This is a genomic window from Cupriavidus taiwanensis, from assembly GCF_900249755.1.
In the GTDB taxonomy this organism is placed as follows: domain Bacteria; phylum Pseudomonadota; class Gammaproteobacteria; order Burkholderiales; family Burkholderiaceae; genus Cupriavidus; species Cupriavidus taiwanensis_D.
Window position 1 is genome coordinate 926,904 of the sequence record NZ_LT976853.1, and the last position, 21,440, is coordinate 948,343.

The window sequence follows — 21,440 nt, forward strand, 5'->3', positions numbered from 1 at the left end:
GCCCATGAACTGGCAAAGCGCGCGGAGCGTGCTGTGCGTGCGCCTGGACAATATGGGCGACGTGCTGATGAGCACGCCGGCGATGCAGGCACTGGCCGAGTCGCTGCCGGGCAGGCGCCTGACGCTGCTGACCTCGCACAGCGCCGCGGCACTGGCGCCGCACCTGCCTATGGTCAGCCGCGTGCTGGCCTGGGACGCGCCCTGGGCAAAACACGCCGAGGCTCAGGCGGCCCCGGCCCCGGCGCCGGGGCCGGAGATTGCCGCCTGCGCGCGCTGGCTGGCGCGCTTTCGCTTCGACGCGGCCGTGATCTTTACCGTCTACAGCCAGAGCCCGCTGCCCGCCGCGATGCTGTGCGCGCTGGCGGGCATTCCGCTGCGGCTGGCCTGCTGCCGCGAGAACCCGTACACGCTGCTGAGCGACTGGGTTCCGGATACAGAGCCCGACACGCAGCGGGGACAGCGTCCGCGCCACGAGGCGCAGCGCCAGCTGGACCTGGTGGCGCGGGTGGGTGCGGCGGCCCACGATACGCACCTGCGTTTTCGCGTGCTGGCGGCGGACCGCGCCGCGGTCGCGGCACGGCTGGCGGCGATCCGCGGCGGCCGCAGCGGGCCGGTGGTGGTGGTGCATCCCGGCGCCAGCGCGCCGTCGCGGCGCTGGCCGCCGGCGCGCTTTGCGCAGGTGGCGCATGCGCTGGCAGTGAAGGCCGGCGCGCACGTGGTGGTGACCGGCGATGCCGCCGAGCACGACATCGTGCGCGCCGTCTGCGCCGCGGCCGGCCACGCGCGCGTGGTGCCGCTCGCCGGTGCCTTGTGCCTGGGCGAAATGGGTGCCTTGCTGGAAGCCGCCGACCTGCTGGTGTCGAACAACACCGGGCCGGTCCACCTGGCCGCCGCGCTGGGCACGCCGGTGGTCGACCTGTACGCGCTGACCAACCCGCAGCACACCCCCTGGCAGGTGCCGCACCGCACGCTGTTCGCCGATGTCCCGTGCCGCTATTGCTACAAGAGCATGTGCCCGCAGGGACACCATCGCTGCCTGGAAGACGTGCCGGCCGCGCACGCGGTGCAGGCCGCGCTGGCGCTGCTGGGCGGCATTGCCGACAGCATGCCCGCGGTCGAGCTGCCCTGGCCCGGCCTAGCTGCTGCCGCAGCGGCGCCTGATGCGTTCGCGGCCGTGCCGGCCATGCCGCACGACCGTGCACCCCGCCACCTCCCACACGACGAGGCCGACCATGTACACCCTTGGCATTAACGCCGCCTACCACGACTGCGCCGCCTGCCTGGTGCGCGACGGCGAGGTCGTCGCCGCGGCGGAGGACGAGCGCTTTACCCACATCAAGCACGGCAAGCGCCCGGTGCCGTTCACGGCGTGGGAGCTGCCGTTCCATGCCATCGACTACTGCCTGGCCGAGGCCGGCATCGCGCTGCGCGATGTCGACCACGTTGCCTACGCCTTCGACCCGGCGCTGATGCTGGGCGCGCGCCGGCATGACGCCACCGTGACGCTGCCGCTGGAACCGTCGGCGCAAGGCGCGCCAAGCGGACATGAGTCGCCGTGGGACCCGCTGTTCCTGTCCTACGTGGTCAACGCGCCGCGGCAACTGGCCAGCGGCGCGCCGCACCACCTCGCCGCGCGCTTTCGCGGCGTGCGCCACGACGGGCCGTTCCGCTGGCATTTCGTCGAACACCACATGGGCCATGAAGCCAGCGCTTTCCTGGCGGCGCCGTTCGCGCGCTGCGCGGTGCTGACCATGGACGGCCGCGGCGAGCGCGCCACCACCAGCTACGGGGTGTTCGACGGCAAGGAATACCGGCGCATCAAGCAGATCGACCTGCCCGACTCGCTCGGGCTGCTGTACGAACGCGTCACGCGCCACCTGGGCTTCCTGCATTCGTCTGACGAGTACAAGGTGATGGCGCTGGCCTCCTACGGCAAGCCCGCGCATCTCGGCGTGTTCCGCGACATGGTCAGGCGCGATGCCGAGGGCGGCTACCGCGTGGCGCAGGCCGACCTGGCCGCCTTGCTCGGCCCGCCGCGCCAGCGCGGCGAAGCCTTCGGCGCCGCGCATTTCGATGTCGCGCGCTCGCTGCAGGAAGTGCTCGAGGAAACCGTGGTCGGCATGACCACGTGGCTGGCCGAGGCCACCGGCGAACGGCAGCTGGCCATGGCCGGCGGCGTGGCGCTGAACTGCGTGATGAACGCGCGCGTGCGCGACCAGAGCCCGTTCGACGAGGTCTGGGTGCAGCCGGCCGCCGGCGACGCCGGCACCGCGCTGGGCGCGGCGCTGTGGATCGACTTCCTGCAACGCGGACGTCCCGCGCGGCAATGGTCGATGGAGCACGCCTACCTGGGGCCGGCGTATGGCGAGGACGAGATCGCGGCGTTCCTGGACTGGGCCAGGCTGCCTTACCGCCGGCTCGACGACCTGGCCGGGCAGACCGCTGACCTGCTGGCGCAGAACAAGATCATCGGCTGGTTCCAGGGACGCATGGAGTTCGGCCCGCGCGCGCTGGGCGCGCGCTCGATCCTGGCCTCGCCGATCGATCCCGGCATGCAGCAGCGGCTGAACCAGATCAAGGACCGCGAAGACTTCCGCCCGGTGGCGCCGGTGGTGATGCAGGAACGCGCGCCGGACTGGTTCAGCGCCGCGAAACCCGGCCGCGGCGAAGCGCCGTTCATGCTGTTTATCTACGACGTGCGCCCCGAGCAGGCGGCACGGATTCCCGCGGTCTGCCACGTCGACGGCACCGCGCGCGTGCAGACCGTGCGGCGCGAGCAGAACCCGGCCTACTACGACCTGCTGGCCGCGTTCGAGCGCCGCACCGGCGTGCCGATCCTGGTCAATACCTCGTTCAACACGCGCGGCGAGCCCATTGTGTGCACGCCGCGCGATGCGGTGGAGTGCTTCTGGACTTCGCCGCTGGACGCGCTGGTGATCGGCCCGTTCCTGCTGGAAAAGCCCGGCGCCGCAGGTGCGCATGGAGAGGCCGGAGGCGCCCATGGACAGGCCTGAGCCAAAGGTCTCCGTGGTGGTGCCCACCTGGCGCAGGCCGGCGCTGCTGGCGCGCTGCCTGCAGGCGCTGTGCGCGCAGCGCCTGCCCGCGCACGCGTACGAGATCATCGTTGCCGACGATGGCTGCGAGGCCCGCATCGAACGGCTGGTGGCGCTGATGGCCGCGCAGCATCCGCAGCATGCGTTGCGCTATGTGCCGGTACCGGGCACGCAGGGGCCTTCGGGCGCGCGCAATGCGGGCTGGCGCCGCGCGCGCGCGTCCGTGATTGCGTTCACCGACGACGACACCGTGCCGGACCCGGGCTGGCTCGAAGCGGGCTGCGCCGCGCTGGCGGACCAGCCCGAATGCTGCGCGGTGGCCGGCACCGTGACCGTGCCGCTGCCGGCACGGCCCACCGACCACGAGCGCGATACCGGCGGCCTCGCGCACGCGGAGTTCGTCACCGCCAATTGCTTCGTCCGGCGCGACGCGCTGGTGCGCATCGGCGGCTTCGACGAGCGCTTCACGCGCGCGTGGCGCGAGGATTCGGACCTGCAGTTCCGGCTGATCGAGCAGGTCTGCCCGGTCGGGCGCGCGCCGGCGGCGGTGGTGGCGCATCCGGTGCGGCCCGCGGCGTGGGGCAGCAGCATCGCGGCGCAGGCCAAGGTGTATTTCGACGCGCTGCTGTACAAGAAGCATCCGCGCCTGTACCGGCAGCGCATCCGGCGCGTGCCGCCCTGGCATTACTACGTGACGGTGCTGGCGCTGCTGGCCGCGCCCATCGCCTGGCTGGCTGGCGCGCCGGCCGTGGCTGCGACGGCAGGCCTGTTGTGGCTGGGCTTTACCGCCGCGTTCTGCGTGCGGCGCCTGCGCGGCGCGGCGCTGACGCCGGCCCATGTGGCCGAGATGGCGGTGACGTCGATACTGATCCCGCCGCTGTCGCTGTACTGGCGCCTGCGCGGCGCGCTGGCCTTCCGGGTGGTGTTCCTATGAGTGCATGCGTCGATCCGGTGAAGGCGTTGCCCCTCGCCCAGCATCCGTCGCGGCGCCGCGCGGCGCCGGCGCGTGCGCGGCGCATCGCCGTGTTCCGCGCACTGCAGCTCGGCGACATGCTGTGCGCGGTGCCGGCGCTGCGGGCGCTGCGTGCGGGCGAGCCCGATGCCCATATCACGCTGATCGGGCTGCCGTGGGCACAGGAGTTCGTGTCGCGCTTCACAACGCTGGTCGATGACCTGATGGTCTTTCCCGGCGCGCCCGGGATGCCCGAGCAACCCTGCGCCGAAGCCGCGGCGGGGCCGTTCTACGCGGCCGCGCACGCGGCGCGCTTCGACCTGGCGATCCAGCTGCACGGCAGCGGCGCGCTGACCAATGCCGTGGTGCAGCGGCTGGGCGCGCGGCGCATGGCAGGGTTCTGTCCGGACCCCGCGGCGGCGCGCTGCAACCGCGCCGGCGTGCTGGTGCCCTGGCCGCAGGGCAACGAGGTGGAGCGGCTGCTGGCGCTGATGCAGGCGCTGGGCTATCCGTGCGCGGACCGCAGCCTGGCGTTCCCTCTGCGCCCGCTCGACCATGCCAGCTGGCGCCTGCTCGCGGCCGAGCACGGCCTGGTCGCCGGCGAATACGTCTGCCTGCACGCGGGCGCGCGCATGCTGTCGCGGCGCTGGCCGGTGGAGCGCTTTGCCGAGGCCGGCCGTGCGCTGCGGCGCCACTGGAAGGTGGTGCTGACCGGCAGCCGCGACGAGTCCGCGCTGGTGGCGCAGCTGGCGCGGCGCCTGGGCAAGCCGGTGGTCAACCTGTGCGGGCAGACCGCGCTGGGCACGCTGGCCGCGCTGATCCGCGACGCGCGGCTGCTGCTGTGCAACGACACCGGAGCCTCGCATATCGCCGCGGCGGTGGGCACGCCCAGCGTGGTGGTGTCATGCGGCAGCGACAGCGCGCGCTGGGCGCCGCTGGACACCGCGCGGCACCGCGTGCTGGCCGACCAGCCGGCATGCCGCCCGTGCATGCACCAGCGCTGTCCGGTCGCCGGCCATCCGTGCGCATCGAACATCAGCGTGGCCAGCGTGGTCGAGGCCGCGCTGGCACTGGCGGCGCAGGGGCACGGCCATGGCTAGGCGGCTGCGCATCCTGACCTGGCACGTGCACGGGAACTACCTGTATTACCTGTCGCAGATCCCGCACGAGCTGTACCTGGTCACGCGCGATGACGGCACGCCCGGCTATGCCGGCGCCGGCGGCGCGCTGCCGTGGGGCGCCAACGTGCACGAGGTGCCGTACGACGCGGTCCCGGCCGGCCGCTTCGACTGCGTGCTGTACCAGCACCGGCATCACTACGATCACGACCGCGTCGCGCTGCTGAGCGCCGCGCAGCGCGCGCTGCCGGCGATCTACCTGGAGCACGATCCGCCGCAGGAACACCCGACCAACACGCGCCACCCGGTGCAGGACCCGTCGATGCTGCTGGTGCACGTGACCCCGTTCAATGCGCTGATGTGGGACAGCGGCGTCACGCCGTGCCGCGTGATCGAGCATGGCGTGCTGGTCGACGAGGCGGTACGCTACAGCGGCGACCTGGCGCGCGGCATCAGCGTGGTCAATCACCTGTCGCGGCGCGGGCGCCGGCTCGGCGCCGACCTGTTCGCGCGCGTGCGCGAGCAGGTGCCGCTGGACCTGGTCGGCATGGCGGCGCAGGAAGCGGGCGGACTGGGCGAGGTGCCCAACCCGCAGCTGGCGGCGTTCGTCGCGCGCTACCGCTTCTTCTTCAACCCGATCCGCTACACCAGCCTGGGGCTGGCGGTGGTGGAGGCGATGATGCTGGGGGTGCCGGTGGTCGGGCTGGCGACGACGGAACTGGCCACGGTGATCCAGAGCGGCAACAACGGCTATGTCGATACGCGCATCGAGGTGCTGGTCAGCGTGATGCGCGAGCTGCTGGACGATCCGGAACTGGCGCGGGTCTGGGGCGAGCGCGGTTGCCGGGTGGCGCGCGAGCGCTTCGGCATCGGCCGCTTCGTGACCGATTGGGACGAGACCCTGCGCGGGGTCTGCGCGTGACAGGGGCGCGCGCCGGCTAGCCGGGGTTGCCGCCGTGCAGCCGCGCGCGGCTGCCGGACGAAGCCGTGCAGCACACCAGGTAGTACGCGCGCTTGAGCTGCAGCGCCGCTTCCAGCCTGTGCCCGGCGGCCGCTTCGGCAAACGCCGCATGCAGGCAGCGTTCGATGCTCTCGGCGGTGCCGCCCTGCTCGAACAGTCCTGCCGTGCGCTGCTCCCACAGCCGCATCAGCACGGCGCGCCGCTGCGCCAGCGTGTGCGGCGGCCAGGCGTGGTCGCGGCCGAGCAGTTCCAGCCGCGTCGCCAGCAGCGTTTCCAGCAGCATGGTGGGCCGTGCGAAGCGCGCGGGCAGGGGCGTTGCGTCGGGCGACGGTGCGCCATCGACCAGTGCCGCAGGCAGGCCAGTGGCGTTTGGCGTGTGGTCGGTCATGGCAGCATGCCAGGCGCGCCCGGGCGCGACACGGCAGTGCCGCGCATTGCCGCGGCCGGTTTCATTCTGTGGTCGCCTCGGTGGCGGATTCTTCGGTGTCGGCCATGGCGACGGCCGCGGCGCGCTGCGCCAGCGGCTCGGAGGCCCGGATGCGCAGCACGGTCTGGCGCGAGGTGTTGAAGCGCCGCGCGGTCTCGCTGACCGAATAGCCCGCCGACAGCGCGTTCAGGATGGCGTGGCGCTGCTCCGGCGTGTGCTTGGGCGGACGGCCGACCTGGCGCCCCATGGCCTTGGCCGCGGCCAGGCTCTCGCGCACGCGCACGCTGCGGGTGGCGCCCTCCAGCGCGGCCACCGCGCGCAGCACCTCGACCGCCTCGGGCGGCGGCGTGCTGGCCAGGTCTGTGCGCGACAGCTGCACGCAGTACAGCGCCACACCCAGCAGGCGGAAGCGCCGGACCGTCGCCAGTACCTCGGGCACGCTCCAGCCCAGGCTGCACAGGCGCAGCGCCACTACCGCGTCGCCCGGCTGCACCTTGTGCTGCAGCGCGCGCAGGCGCGGGCGCTGCAGCGCCGGCACCGACGGCGGCGCGGCTTCGCAGAAGACCTGGTGCGGGTCCACGCCATGGCCGGCGGCGCTGGCGGCCTGCAGTTCATCCTGGATCGCCGACGGGGCATCGGCGCAATTGGAGTAGAGGAATGTGGTCGGCATGATGGTGTCGGACAGCGTTCGCGCCGCACGGGTGACGGCGGTTCGGACCTATGCTTCTGATCCGGCTTGCTGCGGGATAACGCAACCGCTGGCGCGACTGCCGCAACTTTCATGCCGCGCGCCGCGCGAGCCTGCCAATGCGCCGCCGCGTTATGCCGGCGCGCAGCACCGATGCGCACAGGCCATGCGTCGCGCCACGCGCCGCCGCGGGCACAATTACAAGGCTTCGCGCAGGAATTGCAATGACTCGCAGGCCCGCGCGCCGCGCGTGCCGCCGCGCGTGCCGCCGCGCTGGCCGTCGCGCCGGGCAAGGCGCGGGCACGGAATCTGCCTGCATTCCGGGGCGAAGCCGGAGTGCCGGCTCCCCACCAGGAGAGAGAACCGTGGACAAGTCGAAGATCCCCGCAGACCAGGCCGAGGCCCTCGGTGCCTTGATGGACGACCACCGTGCGGTCAAGAAGCAGTTCAAGGCGTTCAAGGACACCGAGGACCGCGGCGAGAAGGAATCGATCGCGCTCGAGGTGTGCCATCAGCTGACCGTGCATGCCACCATCGAGGAAGAAATCTTCTATCCGGCGTTGCGTGGCGTCAGCGACGAGATCGACGACATGCTGGACGAGGCCCAGGTCGAGCACCAGGTGGCCAAGGACCTGATCGCGGCAATCGAGGAAGACCCGGCCGGCGACATGCTCGAGGCCAACTACACGGTGCTGTCGGAATACGTCTCCCACCACATCGAGGAAGAGGAAGGCGAGCTGTTCAAGAACGTGATCAAGGAAAAGGTCAACCTGCGCGACGTGGCGCAGACCATGGCCGCGCGCAAGGAAGAGCTGATGCGCGAGACCGCCTGACGCGGCGCTGCAGGCAGGCGGGGGCTTGCGCGGGCCCCGCCGCTTCAGCGGATTTGAAGGACTTGCACAACCCTGCGCCTCCCACGGGCGCCGGGCGGGCGCTACCATCACGCACTGTTTTCCTGCCGTGCCGTAACTGCCCCATGACCTTTGTCGTGACGGATGCCTGCATCCAGTGCCGCCATACCGATTGCGTCGAAGTCTGCCCGATGTCGTGCTTCCACGAAGGGCCGAACTTCCTTGCCATCGACCCCGACCAATGCATCGACTGCTCGATGTGCGTGCCGCTGTGCCCGGTCGGCGCGATCTATTCCGAGCATGACCTGCCGGAACACCAGCGCCATTTCCTCGCGCTCAACGCAGAACTGTCGCGGCGTCCTGACTGGCTGCCGCTGTTGCACGCCAAGGGGCCGCTGCCGGACCACGAGTTGTGGGCCGGCCATCCAGACCGGCTGTCGTTGCTGAAGCGCTAGCGCGGCGGCGTGCCGCGGTAGTCGGGGAAGGCTTCCGCCAAGGTCTGCACGGTGCCGGTCAGGGTGCCGTCATAGCCCGGCAGCGCATTGACGCGCTGGCGGAAGGCCTCGCTGGTCAGCGCCCCGACCGCGCCGGCCAGCGCCGCGCTGCGCAGCTTGGCGCGCTCGATCGCAAAGAAATAGCGCTCCTTGATCACCGGCACGAAGGCCAGCCCGAAGCGCCGCGCCGCGGTTTCCACGCCAAAGCCCACATCGGCCATGCCGCTGCCGATATACGCCGCCACCGCGGCGTGGGTGAATTCCCCATTGCTGTAGCCCTCGATGCGCGCGCCGTCGATGCCGCGCGCCGCCAGCATCAGGTCCAGCAGCAGCCGCGTGCCGGAGCCGACCTGCCGGTTGACGAAGCGCACGTCGCGCCGGGTCAGGTCTTCGAGCGTATGGATGCCGAGCGGGTTGCCCGGCCGCACGAACAATCCCTGGCTGCGCACCGCCAGGTGCACCAGGCAGTGGCTCTCGGGCTTGAGCCAGGTGGTGAAGTGGCGCCACATGCCGTGCTCGAACTCGCCCACCGGTACGTGAAAACCGGCGATGTCGCAGGCGCCTTCGGCCAGCGCCGCCACTGCCTCGACGCTGCCGCAGTACTTCAGGTCGTGCCGCACCTGCTGCTCGTCGAGGAAGTCGCGCAGCGCCGCCACCGCGAAGCCGTGGCTGGCATGCAGCCGCGCCGTGGCCTCGGGCTGCGCCATCAGCTTCTGCAACTCGATCTCCAGTTCTGACGCCAGGCTGTCCAGCGTCGGCGACAGCCGCGCGCCGATCCGCTTGCTGGCCCACACCAGCTGCTGCGCCAGCGGCGTCAGCGCGCTGCCGCGCCCGCGCGTCTTGTCGATCAGCGGGCCGCCGAACAGCGCCTCGGCGTCGCGCAGGATGCCCCAGGCATAGCGGTACGACAGCGACACCGCCTGGGCCGACTGGCTGATGCTGCCGGATTCCCCGATATGGCCGAGCAGGGCCACCAGCCGCGACACGTCGAGCGGCTCGGCGCCGGCCCGGGCGTCGTCCCGGATCTGCAGGTGAGGGTGGATCGAGATACGGATCATATGTAGAAAATAGCTTATTGAAGGGCCGCTGTCACTCTCATATAGTCCGCCTAACGGGCGAAACGGCGATCCGGTGGCCCGGAAATAGGAAAAAAATAGCATATAATCGGGACCCGGGCAGGCTTGCCGCAGGTCCTGGCGAGCCCTCACAGGAGACGCCATGCCAGATATCGCCCCCAGCGCGCCACGTGCCACCGGTGCCCCGGCTTCCCCGGCTTCCCCGGATACCGCGCACATTGCCGCCATCGTCGCGGCACGGCAGCACATGCCGGGCGCCTTGCTGCCGATCCTGCACGAGATCCAGGACACGCAGGGCTTTATCCCCGACACCGCCGTGCCCGTGATCGCGCGCGCGCTGAACCTGTCGCGCGCCGAAGTGCACGGCGTGATCACCTTCTACCATCACTTCCGCCAGCAGCCCGCCGGCCGGCATGTGGTGCAGGTATGCCGCGCCGAGGCGTGCCAGGCCGTCGGTGCCGAGGCGCTGGCCGGGCACGCGCAGCGCGCGCTGGGCTGCGGCTTCCATGAAACCAGCGCGGACGGGCAGGTGACGCTGGAGCCGGTCTATTGCCTGGGCCAGTGTGCCTGCGGCCCCGCGGTGATGATCGGCGATCAACTGCACGGGTACGTCGATGCCGCGCGCTTCGACGCGCTGGTGCGCGCGCTGCGCGCGCCGGCGGAAGCGGCAGAAGCGGCAGAAGCGGAGGCCCAGGCATGAGCACCGTCACCACTCTCTTCGTGCCGCGCGACTCCACCGCGCTGGCGCTGGGCGCCGATGCGGTGGCGCGCGCCATCGCGCGCGAAGCCGCCGCGCGCGGCGAATCCATCCGCATCGTGCGCAACGGTTCGCGCGGCATGTTCTGGCTGGAGCCGCTGGTCGAGGTGCAGACCGCCGCCGGCCGCGTCGCCTACGGCCCGGTCAGCGCGGCCGACGTGCCGGCGCTGTTCGACGCCGGCCTGCTGCAGGGCGGCGCGCATGCGCTGGCGCACGGCCTGACCGACGAGATCCCGTTCCTGAAGAAGCAGGAGCGCCTGACCTTCGCCCGCGTCGGCATCACCGATCCGCTGTCGCTGGAAGACTATCGCGCGCATGAGGGCTTTGCCGGGCTGGAGCGCGCGCTGTCGATGGCGCCCGCCGACATCGTGCAGGAAGTCACTGATTCCGGCCTGCGCGGCCGCGGCGGCGCGGCGTTCCCGACCGGCATCAAGTGGAAGACCGTGCTGGGCGCGCAGTCCGAGGTCAAGTACATCGTCTGCAATGCCGATGAAGGCGACTCGGGCACGTTCTCCGACCGCATGGTGATGGAGGACGACCCCTTCATGCTGATCGAGGGCATGACCATCGCCGGCCTCGCGGTCGGCGCGGAGCAGGGCTATATCTACTGCCGTTCCGAATACCCACACGCGATCGCCGTGCTCGAAAGCGCGATCGGCATCGCCAGCGCCGCGGGCTGGCTCGGCGACGACATCCGCGGCAGCGGCAGGCGCTTCCATCTGGAAGTGCGCAAGGGCGCCGGCGCCTATGTCTGCGGCGAGGAAACCGCGCTGCTGGAAAGCCTGGAAGGCCGGCGCGGCGTGGTTCGCGCCAAGCCGCCGCTGCCCGCGCTGAAGGGCCTGTTCGGCCAGCCCACGGTGATCAACAACGTGATCTCGCTGGCCACGGTGCCGGTGATCCTGGCGCGCGGCGCGCAGTACTACCGCGACTTCGGCATGGGCCGCTCGCGCGGCACGCTGCCGTTCCAGCTGGCCGGCAATATCAAGCGGGGCGGACTGGTGGAGAAGGCGTTCGGCGTCACGCTGCGCGAGCTGCTGGTCGATTACGGCGGCGGCACGCGCAGCGGCCGCGCCATCCGCGCGGTACAGGTGGGTGGCCCGCTGGGCGCCTACCTGCCCGAGTCGCGCTTCGACGTGCCGCTGGACTATGAAGCCTATGCCGCGTTCGGCGGCGTGGTCGGCCACGGCGGCATCGTGGTATTCGACGAGACCGTCGACATGGCCAGGCAGGCGCGCTACGCGATGGAGTTCTGCGCGATCGAATCGTGCGGCAAGTGCACCCCGTGCCGGATCGGCTCGACCCGCGGGGTCGAAGTGATGGACCGCATCATCGCCGGCGAGCAGCCGGTGAAGCACGTCAAGCTGGTGCGCGACCTGTGCGACACCATGCTCAACGGCTCGCTGTGCGCGATGGGCGGCATGACGCCGTACCCGGTGCTGTCCGCGCTGAACGAATTCCCCGAGGACTTCGGCCTCGCCTCCAACCCGGCCAGGGCCGCCTGAGCCAGGTCCAGCAGCGACACGGGAGACAAACCGCCATGAACGCCCGCAACGAGATTGATTTCGGCACACCCGCCAGCCCATCGACCGAACTGGTCACGCTGGAGGTCGACGGCGTCAGCGTCACCGTGCCTGCCGGCACGTCGGTGATGCGCGCCGCGATGCAAGCGCAGATCGCCGTGCCCAAGCTGTGCGCCACCGACAGCCTGGAAGCCTTCGGCTCGTGCCGGCTGTGCCTGGTCGAGATCGAAGGGCGGCGTGGCTATCCGGCCTCGTGCACCACGCCGGTCGAGGCCGGCATGAAGGTCAGGACCCAGAGCGACAAGCTCGCCGACCTGCGCCGCGGCGTGATGGAGCTGTATATCTCCGACCACCCGCTCGATTGCCTGACCTGCCCGACCAACGGCAATTGCGAACTGCAGGACATGGCCGGGGTGGTGGGTTTGCGTGAAGTGCGCTACAACGACGGCGGCCCGGACGCTGCGCCGATCGCCACGCACACGCAGATGAAGAAGGACGAATCCAATCCTTACTTCACCTACGACCCGTCCAAGTGCATCGTCTGCAACCGCTGCGTGCGCGCCTGCGAGGAAACGCAGGGCACCTTCGCGCTGACCATCAGCGGCCGCGGCTTCGATGCGCGCGTCTCGCCCGGCACCAGCCAGCCGTTCATGGAATCGGACTGCGTCTCGTGCGGCGCCTGCGTGCAGGCCTGCCCGACCGCGACGCTGACCGAGACTTCGATTATCAAGTTCGGCCAGCCCTCGCACAGCACCGTGACCACCTGCGCCTATTGCGGCGTGGGCTGTTCGTTCAAGGCCGAGATGAAGGGCAATGAAGTGGTGCGCATGGTGCCGCACAAGGACGGCAAGGCCAACGAGGGCCACGCCTGCGTCAAGGGCCGCTTTGCGTGGGGCTACGCTACGCACAAGGACCGCATCCTCAAGCCGATGATCCGCGCGAAGATCACCGATCCGTGGCGCGAAGTGTCGTGGGAAGAAGCCATCGACTATGCCGCGTCGGCGTTCAAGCGCATCCAGGCGCAGCACGGCAAGGATTCGATCGGCGGCATCGTGTCGTCGCGCTGCACCAATGAAGAGGGCTACCTGGTGCAGAAGCTGGTGCGCGCCGCGTTCGGCAACAACAACGTCGACACCTGCGCGCGCGTGTGCCATTCGCCGACCGGCTATGGCCTGAAGCAGACGCTGGGCGAGTCGGCGGGCACGCAGACCTTCAAGTCGGTCGAGAAGGCCGACGTGATCATGGTGATCGGCGCCAACCCGACCGATGGCCACCCGGTCTTTGCCTCGCGCATGAAGAAGCGCCTGCGCGCCGGCGCGAAGCTGATCGTGGTCGATCCGCGCCGCATCGACCTGGTCGACTCGCCGCATATCCGCGCCGACTTCCACCTGCAGCTGCGCCCCGGCACCAACGTCGCGCTGGTGACGTCGCTGGCGCATGTGATCGTCACCGAAGGCCTGCTCGATGAAGCCTTTATCGCCGAGCGCTGCGAGGACCGCGCGTTCCGGCAGTGGCGCGATTTTGTCTCGCTGCCGGAGAACTCGCCCGAGGCGATGGCCGGCGTTACCGGCGTTCCCGCCGAACAGCTGCGCGGCGCCGCGCGCCTGTACGCCACCGGCGGCAACGCCGCGATCTACTACGGCCTGGGCGTGACCGAGCACGCGCAAGGCTCCACCACCGTGATGGGCATCGCCAACCTGGCCATGGCCACCGGCAATATCGGCCGCGAGGGCGTGGGCGTGAACCCGCTGCGCGGGCAGAACAACGTGCAGGGCTCGTGCGATATCGGTTCGTTCCCGCATGAACTGCCGGGCTATCGCCATGTGTCGGATTCGACCGTGCGCGGGCTGTTCGAATCGGCGTGGAATGTCGAGATCAGCCCTGAGCCGGGCCTGCGCATCCCCAATATGTTCGAGGCCGCGCTGGCCGGCAGCTTCAAGGGGCTGTACTGCCAGGGCGAGGATATCGTCCAGTCGGACCCGAACACGCAACACGTGTCCGAGGCGCTGTCGTCGATGGATTGCATCGTGGTGCAGGACATCTTCCTTAACGAGACCGCCAAGTACGCGCACGTATTCCTGCCGGGCTCGTCCTTCCTGGAAAAGGACGGCACCTTCACCAACGCCGAGCGCCGCATCTCGCGCGTGCGCAAGGTGATGCCGCCCAAGGCGCGCTATGCCGACTGGGAGGCCACCATGCTGCTGGCCAATGCGCTGGGCTACCCGATGGACTACAAGCATCCGTCCGAGATCATGGACGAGATCGCGCGGCTGACGCCGACCTTCGCGGGTGTCAGCTACAAGCGCCTGGACCAGCTCGGCAGCATCCAGTGGCCGTGCAACGCCGACGCGCCGGAAGGCACGCCGACCATGCATATCGATGCCTTCGTGCGCGGCAGGGGCAAGTTCATCATCACCAAGTACGTGCCCACCACCGAAAAGATCACGCGAGCCTTCCCGCTGATCCTGACCACCGGGCGCATCCTGTCGCAGTACAACGTCGGCGCACAGACGCGGCGCACCGACAACGTCCACTGGCACGCCGAGGACCGCCTCGAGATCCATCCGCACGACGCCGAGGAGCGCGGCATCAAGGACGGCGACTGGGTCGGCGTGCAGAGCCGGGCCGGCGACACCGTGCTGCGCGCCATCGTCAGCGAGCGCATGCAGCCGGGCGTGGTCTACACCACCTTCCACTTCCCCGAGTCCGGCGCCAACGTGATCACCACCGACAACTCTGACTGGGCCACCAATTGCCCGGAGTACAAGGTCACCGCGGTGCAGGTGCTGCCGGTGGCGCAGCCGTCGGCATGGCAGCGCCAGTACCAGGACTTCAACGCGACCCAGCTGCGGCTGCTGGAGGCGGCCAGCGCCGACCCGGCGCAGGCCGCGGGCTGAGCGGAGGGCCACGCCATGATGCGCTGCATGCCTTCGCCGGAACTTGAACCGGCCGCGGTGGAAGATACCGCGACACCGACCCACAGCACCTTCGCCGTCAACCGCTGGCGCGGCGGCGAACTGATGCTGAGCCCCGACGAGGTGGCCGAGGAGGTGCCGGTGGCGCTGGAGTACAACGGCATCTCGCACGCGGTGATGCTGGCCACGCCCGCCGACCTGGAAGATTTCGCGCTCGGCTTCAGCCTGAGCGAAGGCATCGTCGGCAGCGCGCGCGAGGTCTACGACATCGACATCGACACGCGCCCCCACGGCATCGCCGTGCAGCTAAACATCGCTTCGGCGGCGTTCATGCGGCTCAAGGACCGGCGCCGCTCGCTGGCCGGGCGCACCGGCTGCGGGCTCTGCGGCAGCGAATCGCTGGAACAGGTGATGCGCGCGCCGGCGCCGGTGCAAAGCCCGGCGAGCTTCCACACCGACGTGATCCAGGCCGCCTTCGTGCAATTGCAGCTGCGCCAGGCCTTGCAGCGCCATACCGGCGCGACCCACGCCGCCGCCTGGCTGCGCGCCGACGGTCACGTGTCGCTGGTGCGCGAGGACGTGGGCCGCCACAACGCGCTGGACAAGCTGGCCGGCGCGCTCGCGCGCAGCGGCGATGACATCGCCGGCGGCGCGGTGCTGGTGACCAGCCGCGCGAGCTATGAAATGGTGCTGAAGACCGCCGCCATCGGCGCCGGCGTGCTGGCGGCGGTGTCCGCACCGACCGCGCTTGCCGTGCGCCTGGCCGAGCAGGCCGGCATCACCCTGGCCGGCTTCGTGCGCGCCGGCGCGCACGTGGTGTACGCCCATCCCGAACGTCTGCAGCACAGCAGCACCCACCAGAGTCTGGCATGAAGATCGACAACCTCATCACCATGGCCAACCAGATCGGCAGCTTCTTCGAAGCCATGCCCGATCGCGACGAGGCGGTCGCGGATATTGCCGGGCATATCAAGCGCTTCTGGGAGCCGCGCATGCGCCGGGCCTTGCTGGGACATGTCGACGCCGATGCGGGCAGCGGGCTGCTGGAGATCGTGCAGGAAGCGCTGGGCAGGCACCGGGCGATGCTGGAGTAGCTTGCGCCAGTGCGGCTACATGTCCCGCGTCCAGCGCTCGACCAGCTCGGCGGGGAGCGCCTGGAATACCTCATCGAAGCGCTTGCCGGCCAGCCGTTCCGCCTGCCTGAGCAGCAGTGCCACCGGACTGCTGGGCTCGTGGAGCTCGAACCACTCACGCGCGCTGCGGATGCCGGCCAGCGCGGCATCGCGATCGCGTGGCTGATCGCGCGGCTGATCGCGCGGCTTTTGCGGGTGCACGGCGGCTGCGCTGGCACAAGGACTGCCCGCCGCATCGGTATCGGAAGGGCATTCGGCAGACACGCAGGCTCGTGCCGCGGCGGCTGTCGCGGCGCCAGGCGCTGCCGGCGCGGTCGCGACCGGGGTGGTCAGCATGCCAAGCAGCTTTAGCAACGGGCTCAGGTCAGGACCGTTCTCCTGCAGATTGGCTTTCGCCCAGCGCTCAATGGCCGCTGCATGAGCGGTGGCCTCGTCCAGCGCCGCGAGGGCTGGGCTGTTCTGCTGGCGCAGCGCCTGCAAGTGCAGCCGCACCGATTCCGGTGCCAGCGCGTCAGCTGGCCGCGGCATGCCAAGTGAACGCTCGACATCGCGGATCTGCAGCCGAAGTGCCGCGTTGCCGGTGATGGTGAGTTCGCGCACGTCCCGCATCAGTCCTTCCGGGTCGGTCAGCGCTGCCAGCGCATTGGCGCGCATCGCGGGATCGGCCTCGCCATCGACGCATAGCTGCGGGTGGATGGCATCCGGCCACGTTGCCAGCAGCCGCGCCATCGCCGCGAGCCCGTCGCGCAGGCCGCTGGACTGGCCTAGCCGGGTACGGCAGCGCAGCAGCAGCACCAGGATACGCAGGTCGCGCGTGCGCAGCAGCAGGCGCCGGCAGTCCCGCTCCAGGTCCGCCCAGTTGACGGCCTCGGGCTCGCTGACAAAGCTGCCGTACTGTGCGTCGGGTTTGGGCGCTGCCCGGGCCTGCAGCACGATGAACTCGGGGTCGTACTCCAGGTCGTCACCGCATGGCCGGTCGGGGGCGATCGGTTCCAGCAGTTCTGGGAAGGGGAAATCCGGTGCCGGCACCGGCACGGGCTTGGCCTTGGGGGTTCTGGTCATGGCGTTGCGTAGTGTTCGGGCTCGAATACCATTCCGGTGATGGCGCGGCCGCGATCCGGTTCGCCCAGCCATGTGGACCAGCCGAGGCGCTCCTGCGAGCCCAGCACCGCGGGGGGCGCTGCTTCCGGCATTACCTGCAGTTCGGCCTCCCAGACGAATTCGAAACCGACGAAGGCGCGCACCCATTCGATGAGCGTGGCAAGGTCCCTGCCGTTCGGTGTGAAGTTCAGGTATTGCTGCAACCCGAGCGGGCCGATCACCAGGCGGAACTTGTGCTGGCGGTCAGGCACCATTTCGCCCAGCATGGCGCCTTGCCCCATCACGCCCGGGGCGCCCGGGTGTCCCAGGCGGCTGTGTTCGGCCGCATCGACGGCGATCCAGTGCAATACGTATTCCTCCAGCCTGACGGGCACGCCGAAGAAGTGCGAGAGCGTGGCCGCGATGCCGTCCGGATTGCGGGCTTCGCGCACCTGGTGCGCGCTCGCAGCGAGCCGCGCGTGCGGCGGCAGCGGGCTGTGCGCGATTTCGCCGGCTTCATTGCCCGACAGCCAGCCGATATAACGCGAGAACACCTCGTCGTTGCGCCGGTCCAGGCCCGCGGTGGCCTGCGCGCTTGCCCACGCACGATAGAACTGCGTGAAGGCGCGATGATGGAACAGGTCCAGGAAGTCGGCCGTGGTGTCGTCGTGGTGTGCCGCGCTGCGCTCGCGCACGATTTCGGTCACGTGAAGCGGCAGGGCCCCGTTGGGTCCCAGCATGCCAAGCCCGAACAGTTGCACCTTGAGCCGGCCGGACTGCCGCCGCACCTGCGCGATCTCGCGCGGCGCGAAGGTGAGCGCGGCCTGCTGGCCCGCCCTGAACGGCTCGTCGCAGGGCCGGCGTGCCAGTCCGATCGGGGGCAGGCCGGGGTGTCGTGCGGACAGATGCCGCAGGAGCCCCAGAAAGCTCAGCTTCCACGGCGCCTGGCCGGCATAGACTTCCGGCGTGGCCGCCGCCGGTGGCGGCACCGTGTCGTCGTTGCCTTTGCGCATGGCTACACCGCGCCGCGGCCGCCCATGCGCACGGGCCAGCGATGCACCAGGCCGCGCTGCATCGCGTGCAGTTCGGTTTGCGTGAAGACATTGACCGAGACGTGGCGCGCCAGGAAATGCTCCAGCACCACGCCGAACAGGTAGGGGCTGATGCCGGAGAAGCCGGCTTCGTCCACCGTGAGCCGGCACTGGATGCCGCGGCCATAGATCAGCGGCCCGCTGCCTGGCAGCCGGCGCATGACCGGCTTCACGTCGACGCCGGCCAGGCCTTGAATTTGCCGCTGGTGCGCGAGGTCGTCGTTCGCCACGAACAGGCGCAGCATGTCGCGCAGGCCCTGGCCGCCCCGGCGGGGCTCCAGTTCGGTCAGCGACAAGTAGTTGAAGCCCAGCAGCCGTATCAGCCGCCACGCCATCTCGCCGTCCGCGTAGGGCGGCCGCGGCGCCGACGGCGCGCGGATCAGGCCGATCCCGTCCACGGGGATGGAAGCGGCCGGGGTCAGGTCGTAGCGGCCGTTGCGTGGTACCAGGTTGGGCAGGTCGCGATTGGTGACCAGCGCTTGCGCGGACAGGTAGCGCAGCGCGTCCGGATAGGGCGCTTCGTTCTGGTCCACCAGCGAGACGAACAGCTCGGTGCCGACGTACGCCGTGCGGGTGCCGTACTTGCGGGCCAGCTCGGAGACCAGCCGACGCTCACGCCGCAGCGAAAAATAGCGGCCGTGGTTGCCCTCATCGCCATTCAGGGTGGTGAAGAGCGGGCGGAAATCGATGCCTGCGCTGTGCCGGGACCGCTGTGCGCTGAGCCGCATGACAGCGTGGATCTCAAAGTCCAGCGGGTGCTGGCGGTCGGCGACCAGATGAAACTCGGCGCGGCCGGGCGAGACCTCGATGCGATCGGTGCGCCTGGGAAACAGGTTGACCACCGGGGTACAGAACAGCGCGAACTGTTCGCGGTCGACCTTGCTGGCCAGGTCCCGGGGCGGCTTTGACAGCAGCACCACGATCTCGGCCTCCTTGCCGTGGATCCGGCCCAACCCCTGCGCCAGCCGGTTGAGGCCGAAGAAATAGAAGCGTTGCGGGCAGGCGAAGTACTCATGCAGCAGGTTGTGGCCGTGGAAACTGTTCCACTGCAAGGGCAGCGCGCCTTCGCCCGGTCCCATGCCTATGTAGCCGACCGCATCCTGCGCCACGGCACCGGGGCGCTCGCCCAGGGTCCCGGGCGCCCCGATCAGCGTCGCCACGCCGGCGCTGTGCAGCAGTTCGAAAAGTTGCGAGGCGATCAGGTCGTCGCCGCACAGGTAGACCGGCAGGTGATCCAGGCCGGGCAACTGGTCGAAGGTGGCGTCGCGCGTGCAGCGCAGGCGCAGGCGCAGGGCGCCCTGCACGGTCACGTGGGCGGGCACATAGCGCTCCGGTCCCCTGACATCGGGCGGAATGCCGGTGAGCCGCGCGTCCGTGATCTCGACCGGCCACAGCGTCAGCGGCTGCGTGGTCCTGAACTGGCACGCGGTCTTCTCGCCGGGCGCGGCCGCCGCGTTGAGTTCCGTGCCGCGCGGCACCTGCACGCCGCGCGCAAAGTCACCTTCGCTCTGGCTTGGATGGAACTGCGCCACCGCAATCGACGGCGTCGGCGCGACGAAGTTGGGGTAGATCACCTCGAGCAGGCGCTGCGTGAAGCGGGGGAACTCTGCATCGAGCTTGATCTCGGTGCGCGCCGACAGGAAGCAGAACGCCTCGATCAGTCGCTCCACGTAGGGGTCGGCCACCTCGATGCCTTGCATGCCCAGCCGTTTCGCGACCTTCGGGTGCTGCCTGGCGAATTCCCCCGCCAGTTCGCGCAGGTAGACGAGCTCGCGATTGTAGTAATCGAGCAGTTGCGGGTCCATGGTGTCAGCTGGCGTGGATCGATTGGACGCGCATCCGACTGGTCTCCAGGTCGAGCGAGCTTTGGGCAGTGAATGCCATCGGATACGGGTTCATGTGGATCAGGCCTTTGATCTCGAACACCAAGGTGTTGTAGCGTTGCGGCGCGTCTTCCTTCCGCAGCGGCTTCACTTCCAGCGAGCCGGGAATGAGCCGGGGTTCGAAGTCCAGGATCGCGCGCCTGACGATGGTGACGATATCGTTCCACTTGTGCTCGGCCAGGTAGCTGCCGGCGACCGGAGGCACCCCGTAGTTGAGGGTTGAGGCCGCGGCGGCGGGATAGCGCTTGCGATCGATCTCGTCCTCGTGATTGGTGGTGTTGAGCAGGAAGGTGAGGTCGCGCTGGATGATCTCGCGCATCCGGGCGCGCGTGACGGTGTATTCGTCGGCGCTTTCCGCCTGGCGCTGGGGCGCGTCGTCGCGCAACCGGTCCAGCAGCGTCGGCAGCAGTTGCGTATTCGGACGACGCGGCGGACGGTGCTCAGCCATGCTGCGCGTCGACGCTGAGCGTGCCGGCATCCGGTATGGCGACGTCCGTTGCATCGGCCCACCCGGGCTCGCGGCAAAGGCGGATGCCGTCACGCCCTGGCGCTGAAGCCGGAGCGGGGCGGTAGGCGCTGTCCATCGAGACCAGGTGGTGCTCGCGGCGGGTAAGCCTTGCGGTGACGCCACGGCGACGCGCGGGAGCCATGTCGCCAGCGAACAGCCACAGTACGTCGGGCACAGCCGGCATTGAAAAGAGCTCGTGATCTTCAAGGGTTGCGCGGGCGCCGAGCAGGGAATCAATGTGGCCAGCCGTGGCCAGCATGTCCAGCAGGCTGTCGCCATGGTTCGCTTCGCGCGCGGGCGTTTGCAGCGGCTTCGCGTCGCCTTCGGCCAGCACCGGCACCGGCCCCGCCGGTGGCGCAGCGAAGCCGGCGTGCGCACTGACGTAGTCGGGATCCCGTAGCGCCGCCTCGGCCTCGCGCTTGAGCTGGTCGAGCACGTCGGCAGGGTCAGCGGCAGCCGCGTCCGTAGCTGCGCAGGCGCCGGCGGGCTTTACCAGCGCGTATGGATCGGCCGTGGCTGGCTGCGTCTCGCCGGGTGCATCCGAGGGCCATGGCGGAGCGCTGTCGCCGCCGGGTCGCGTGTCGACGGCAGCGATCTCTGCCGTACGGTTCTGCCAGTTGATCATCGCCCAGCCACGTGAGGTTATTGGTTGCGGAAAGCGTCCGATAATAATCGGAAATCCAGGTGTGATGCCATTCAAGATCAAGAGGAATTTTCCTATTAAATATCTTGAAAATATAAATTGAAAACGGATGATGAAAGTTTAAGTATTGCCTTATAGACGGCCGTTCTTAAATAACGCGCAGCAGATATTAAATGTCAAAAATCGTAATATTTGCTGTGGCCCGGGGATTCGGTCATTGCCGGCGTCAGGAAGCTGTGTTAATCGCGCGACGGCCGAGGAAAGGCATTAAAATCAAAGAGTTATAGATT

At 69.6% G+C, this 21,440-nt stretch carries 20 protein-coding genes; 12 read left to right on the top strand and 8 right to left on the bottom strand.

Features of this window, described 5'->3' with window-relative positions; translation table 11 throughout:
• The first annotated feature begins 4 nt into the window (after positions 1–4).
• The 5 genes from CBM2594_RS04235 (at position 5) to CBM2594_RS04255 (ending at position 6,045) form a co-directional block, all read left to right on the top strand.
• On the top strand, positions 5–1,252 hold the full coding sequence (locus tag CBM2594_RS04235) for a glycosyltransferase family 9 protein (RefSeq protein ID WP_116355747.1): 1,248 nt from the start codon (positions 5–7) through the stop codon (positions 1,250–1,252).
• Positions 1,233–3,014: a carbamoyltransferase family protein gene (locus CBM2594_RS04240; protein ID WP_116355748.1), complete on the top strand. Its 1,782-nt coding sequence runs from the start codon at positions 1,233–1,235 to the stop codon at positions 3,012–3,014. Before CBM2594_RS04235 ends, CBM2594_RS04240 begins: the two co-directional genes overlap by 20 nt.
• The gene (locus CBM2594_RS04245) at positions 3,001–3,987 is read left to right on the top strand and encodes a glycosyltransferase family 2 protein (RefSeq protein ID WP_116357679.1); all 987 of its coding nucleotides are present in this window, start codon (positions 3,001–3,003) and stop codon (positions 3,985–3,987) included. Before CBM2594_RS04240 ends, CBM2594_RS04245 begins: the two co-directional genes overlap by 14 nt.
• A 116-nt stretch (positions 3,988–4,103) precedes the next feature.
• The gene (locus CBM2594_RS04250) at positions 4,104–5,105 is read left to right on the top strand and encodes a glycosyltransferase family 9 protein (RefSeq protein WP_232346621.1); all 1,002 of its coding nucleotides are present in this window, start codon (positions 4,104–4,106) and stop codon (positions 5,103–5,105) included.
• Positions 5,098–6,045 (top strand): glycosyltransferase family 4 protein, encoded by a 948-nt coding sequence (locus tag CBM2594_RS04255; RefSeq protein WP_116355749.1) that lies wholly within the window; start codon positions 5,098–5,100, stop codon positions 6,043–6,045. The genes CBM2594_RS04250 and CBM2594_RS04255 overlap by 8 nt, the downstream gene beginning before the upstream one ends.
• A 16-nt stretch (positions 6,046–6,061) precedes the next feature.
• On the opposite strand, the gene CBM2594_RS04260 is transcribed toward CBM2594_RS04255, so the two are convergent.
• Together CBM2594_RS04260 and CBM2594_RS04265 are read right to left on the bottom strand one after the other, a co-directional pair.
• Positions 6,062–6,472 (bottom strand): hypothetical protein, encoded by a 411-nt coding sequence (locus CBM2594_RS04260; protein WP_116355750.1) that lies wholly within the window; start codon positions 6,470–6,472, stop codon positions 6,062–6,064.
• 61 nt (positions 6,473–6,533) lie between these two features.
• Complete coding sequence (locus CBM2594_RS04265) at positions 6,534–7,181, bottom strand: recombinase family protein (RefSeq protein ID WP_116355751.1); 648 nt, start codon at positions 7,179–7,181, stop codon at positions 6,534–6,536.
• 383 nt (positions 7,182–7,564) lie between these two features.
• Between CBM2594_RS04265 and CBM2594_RS04270 the strand changes: the two genes are divergently transcribed.
• Positions 7,565–8,032, top strand: coding sequence for a hemerythrin domain-containing protein (locus CBM2594_RS04270; RefSeq protein ID WP_116355752.1), 468 nt, complete (start codon positions 7,565–7,567; stop codon positions 8,030–8,032).
• Between the two features lie 143 nt (positions 8,033–8,175).
• On the top strand, positions 8,176–8,505 hold the full coding sequence (gene fdxA / locus CBM2594_RS04275) for a ferredoxin FdxA (RefSeq protein WP_116355753.1): 330 nt from the start codon (positions 8,176–8,178) through the stop codon (positions 8,503–8,505).
• Here the strand turns inward: fdxA and CBM2594_RS04280 are convergent.
• A complete protein-coding gene (locus tag CBM2594_RS04280) occupies positions 8,502–9,602 on the bottom strand; it encodes a substrate-binding domain-containing protein (protein WP_116355754.1) in 1,101 nt (366 codons plus the stop codon). The two genes, fdxA and CBM2594_RS04280, sit on opposite strands and share 4 nt — an antisense overlap.
• Positions 9,603–9,762: 160 nt before the next feature.
• Between CBM2594_RS04280 and CBM2594_RS04285 the strand changes: the two genes are divergently transcribed.
• From CBM2594_RS04285 to CBM2594_RS04305, 5 genes are read left to right on the top strand one after another with little or no spacing between them, the layout of a single operon-like run.
• Positions 9,763–10,320 carry a formate dehydrogenase subunit gamma gene (locus CBM2594_RS04285; RefSeq protein ID WP_116355755.1) on the top strand — a complete coding sequence of 186 codons (558 nt, stop codon included), beginning with the start codon at positions 9,763–9,765 and terminating at the stop codon, positions 10,318–10,320.
• The gene (locus CBM2594_RS04290; protein WP_116355756.1) at positions 10,317–11,879 is read left to right on the top strand and encodes a formate dehydrogenase beta subunit; all 1,563 of its coding nucleotides are present in this window, start codon (positions 10,317–10,319) and stop codon (positions 11,877–11,879) included. The genes CBM2594_RS04285 and CBM2594_RS04290 overlap by 4 nt, the downstream gene beginning before the upstream one ends.
• Positions 11,880–11,914: 35 nt before the next feature.
• The gene (gene fdhF / locus CBM2594_RS04295; RefSeq protein WP_116355757.1) at positions 11,915–14,794 is read left to right on the top strand and encodes a formate dehydrogenase subunit alpha; all 2,880 of its coding nucleotides are present in this window, start codon (positions 11,915–11,917) and stop codon (positions 14,792–14,794) included.
• 15 nt (positions 14,795–14,809) lie between these two features.
• Entirely contained in the window at positions 14,810–15,685 is an 876-nt protein-coding gene (fdhD, locus tag CBM2594_RS04300; RefSeq protein WP_116355758.1) for a formate dehydrogenase accessory sulfurtransferase FdhD, read from the top strand.
• Positions 15,682–15,906: a formate dehydrogenase subunit delta gene (locus CBM2594_RS04305; RefSeq protein WP_116355759.1), complete on the top strand. Its 225-nt coding sequence runs from the start codon at positions 15,682–15,684 to the stop codon at positions 15,904–15,906. Before fdhD ends, CBM2594_RS04305 begins: the two co-directional genes overlap by 4 nt.
• Positions 15,907–15,921: 15 nt before the next feature.
• On the opposite strand, the gene tssA is transcribed toward CBM2594_RS04305, so the two are convergent.
• From tssA to CBM2594_RS04330, 5 genes are all read right to left on the bottom strand, one after another.
• A complete protein-coding gene (gene tssA / locus CBM2594_RS04310; protein WP_373457579.1) occupies positions 15,922–16,941 on the bottom strand; it encodes a type VI secretion system protein TssA in 1,020 nt (339 codons plus the stop codon).
• Positions 16,942–17,003: 62 nt separating this feature from the next.
• The gene (tssG, locus tag CBM2594_RS04315) at positions 17,004–18,038 is read right to left on the bottom strand and encodes a type VI secretion system baseplate subunit TssG (protein WP_116355761.1); all 1,035 of its coding nucleotides are present in this window, start codon (positions 18,036–18,038) and stop codon (positions 17,004–17,006) included.
• A 2-nt stretch (positions 18,039–18,040) separates the two neighbouring features.
• Entirely contained in the window at positions 18,041–19,921 is a 1,881-nt protein-coding gene (tssF, locus tag CBM2594_RS04320) for a type VI secretion system baseplate subunit TssF (RefSeq protein WP_116355762.1), read from the bottom strand.
• Positions 19,922–19,925: 4 nt separating this feature from the next.
• A complete protein-coding gene (gene tssE / locus CBM2594_RS04325) occupies positions 19,926–20,447 on the bottom strand; it encodes a type VI secretion system baseplate subunit TssE (RefSeq protein ID WP_116355763.1) in 522 nt (173 codons plus the stop codon).
• On the bottom strand, positions 20,440–21,213 hold the full coding sequence (locus CBM2594_RS04330; RefSeq protein WP_232346557.1) for a TagK domain-containing protein: 774 nt from the start codon (positions 21,211–21,213) through the stop codon (positions 20,440–20,442). Before CBM2594_RS04330 ends, tssE begins: the two co-directional genes overlap by 8 nt.
• Positions 21,214–21,440: the final 227 nt, after the last annotated feature.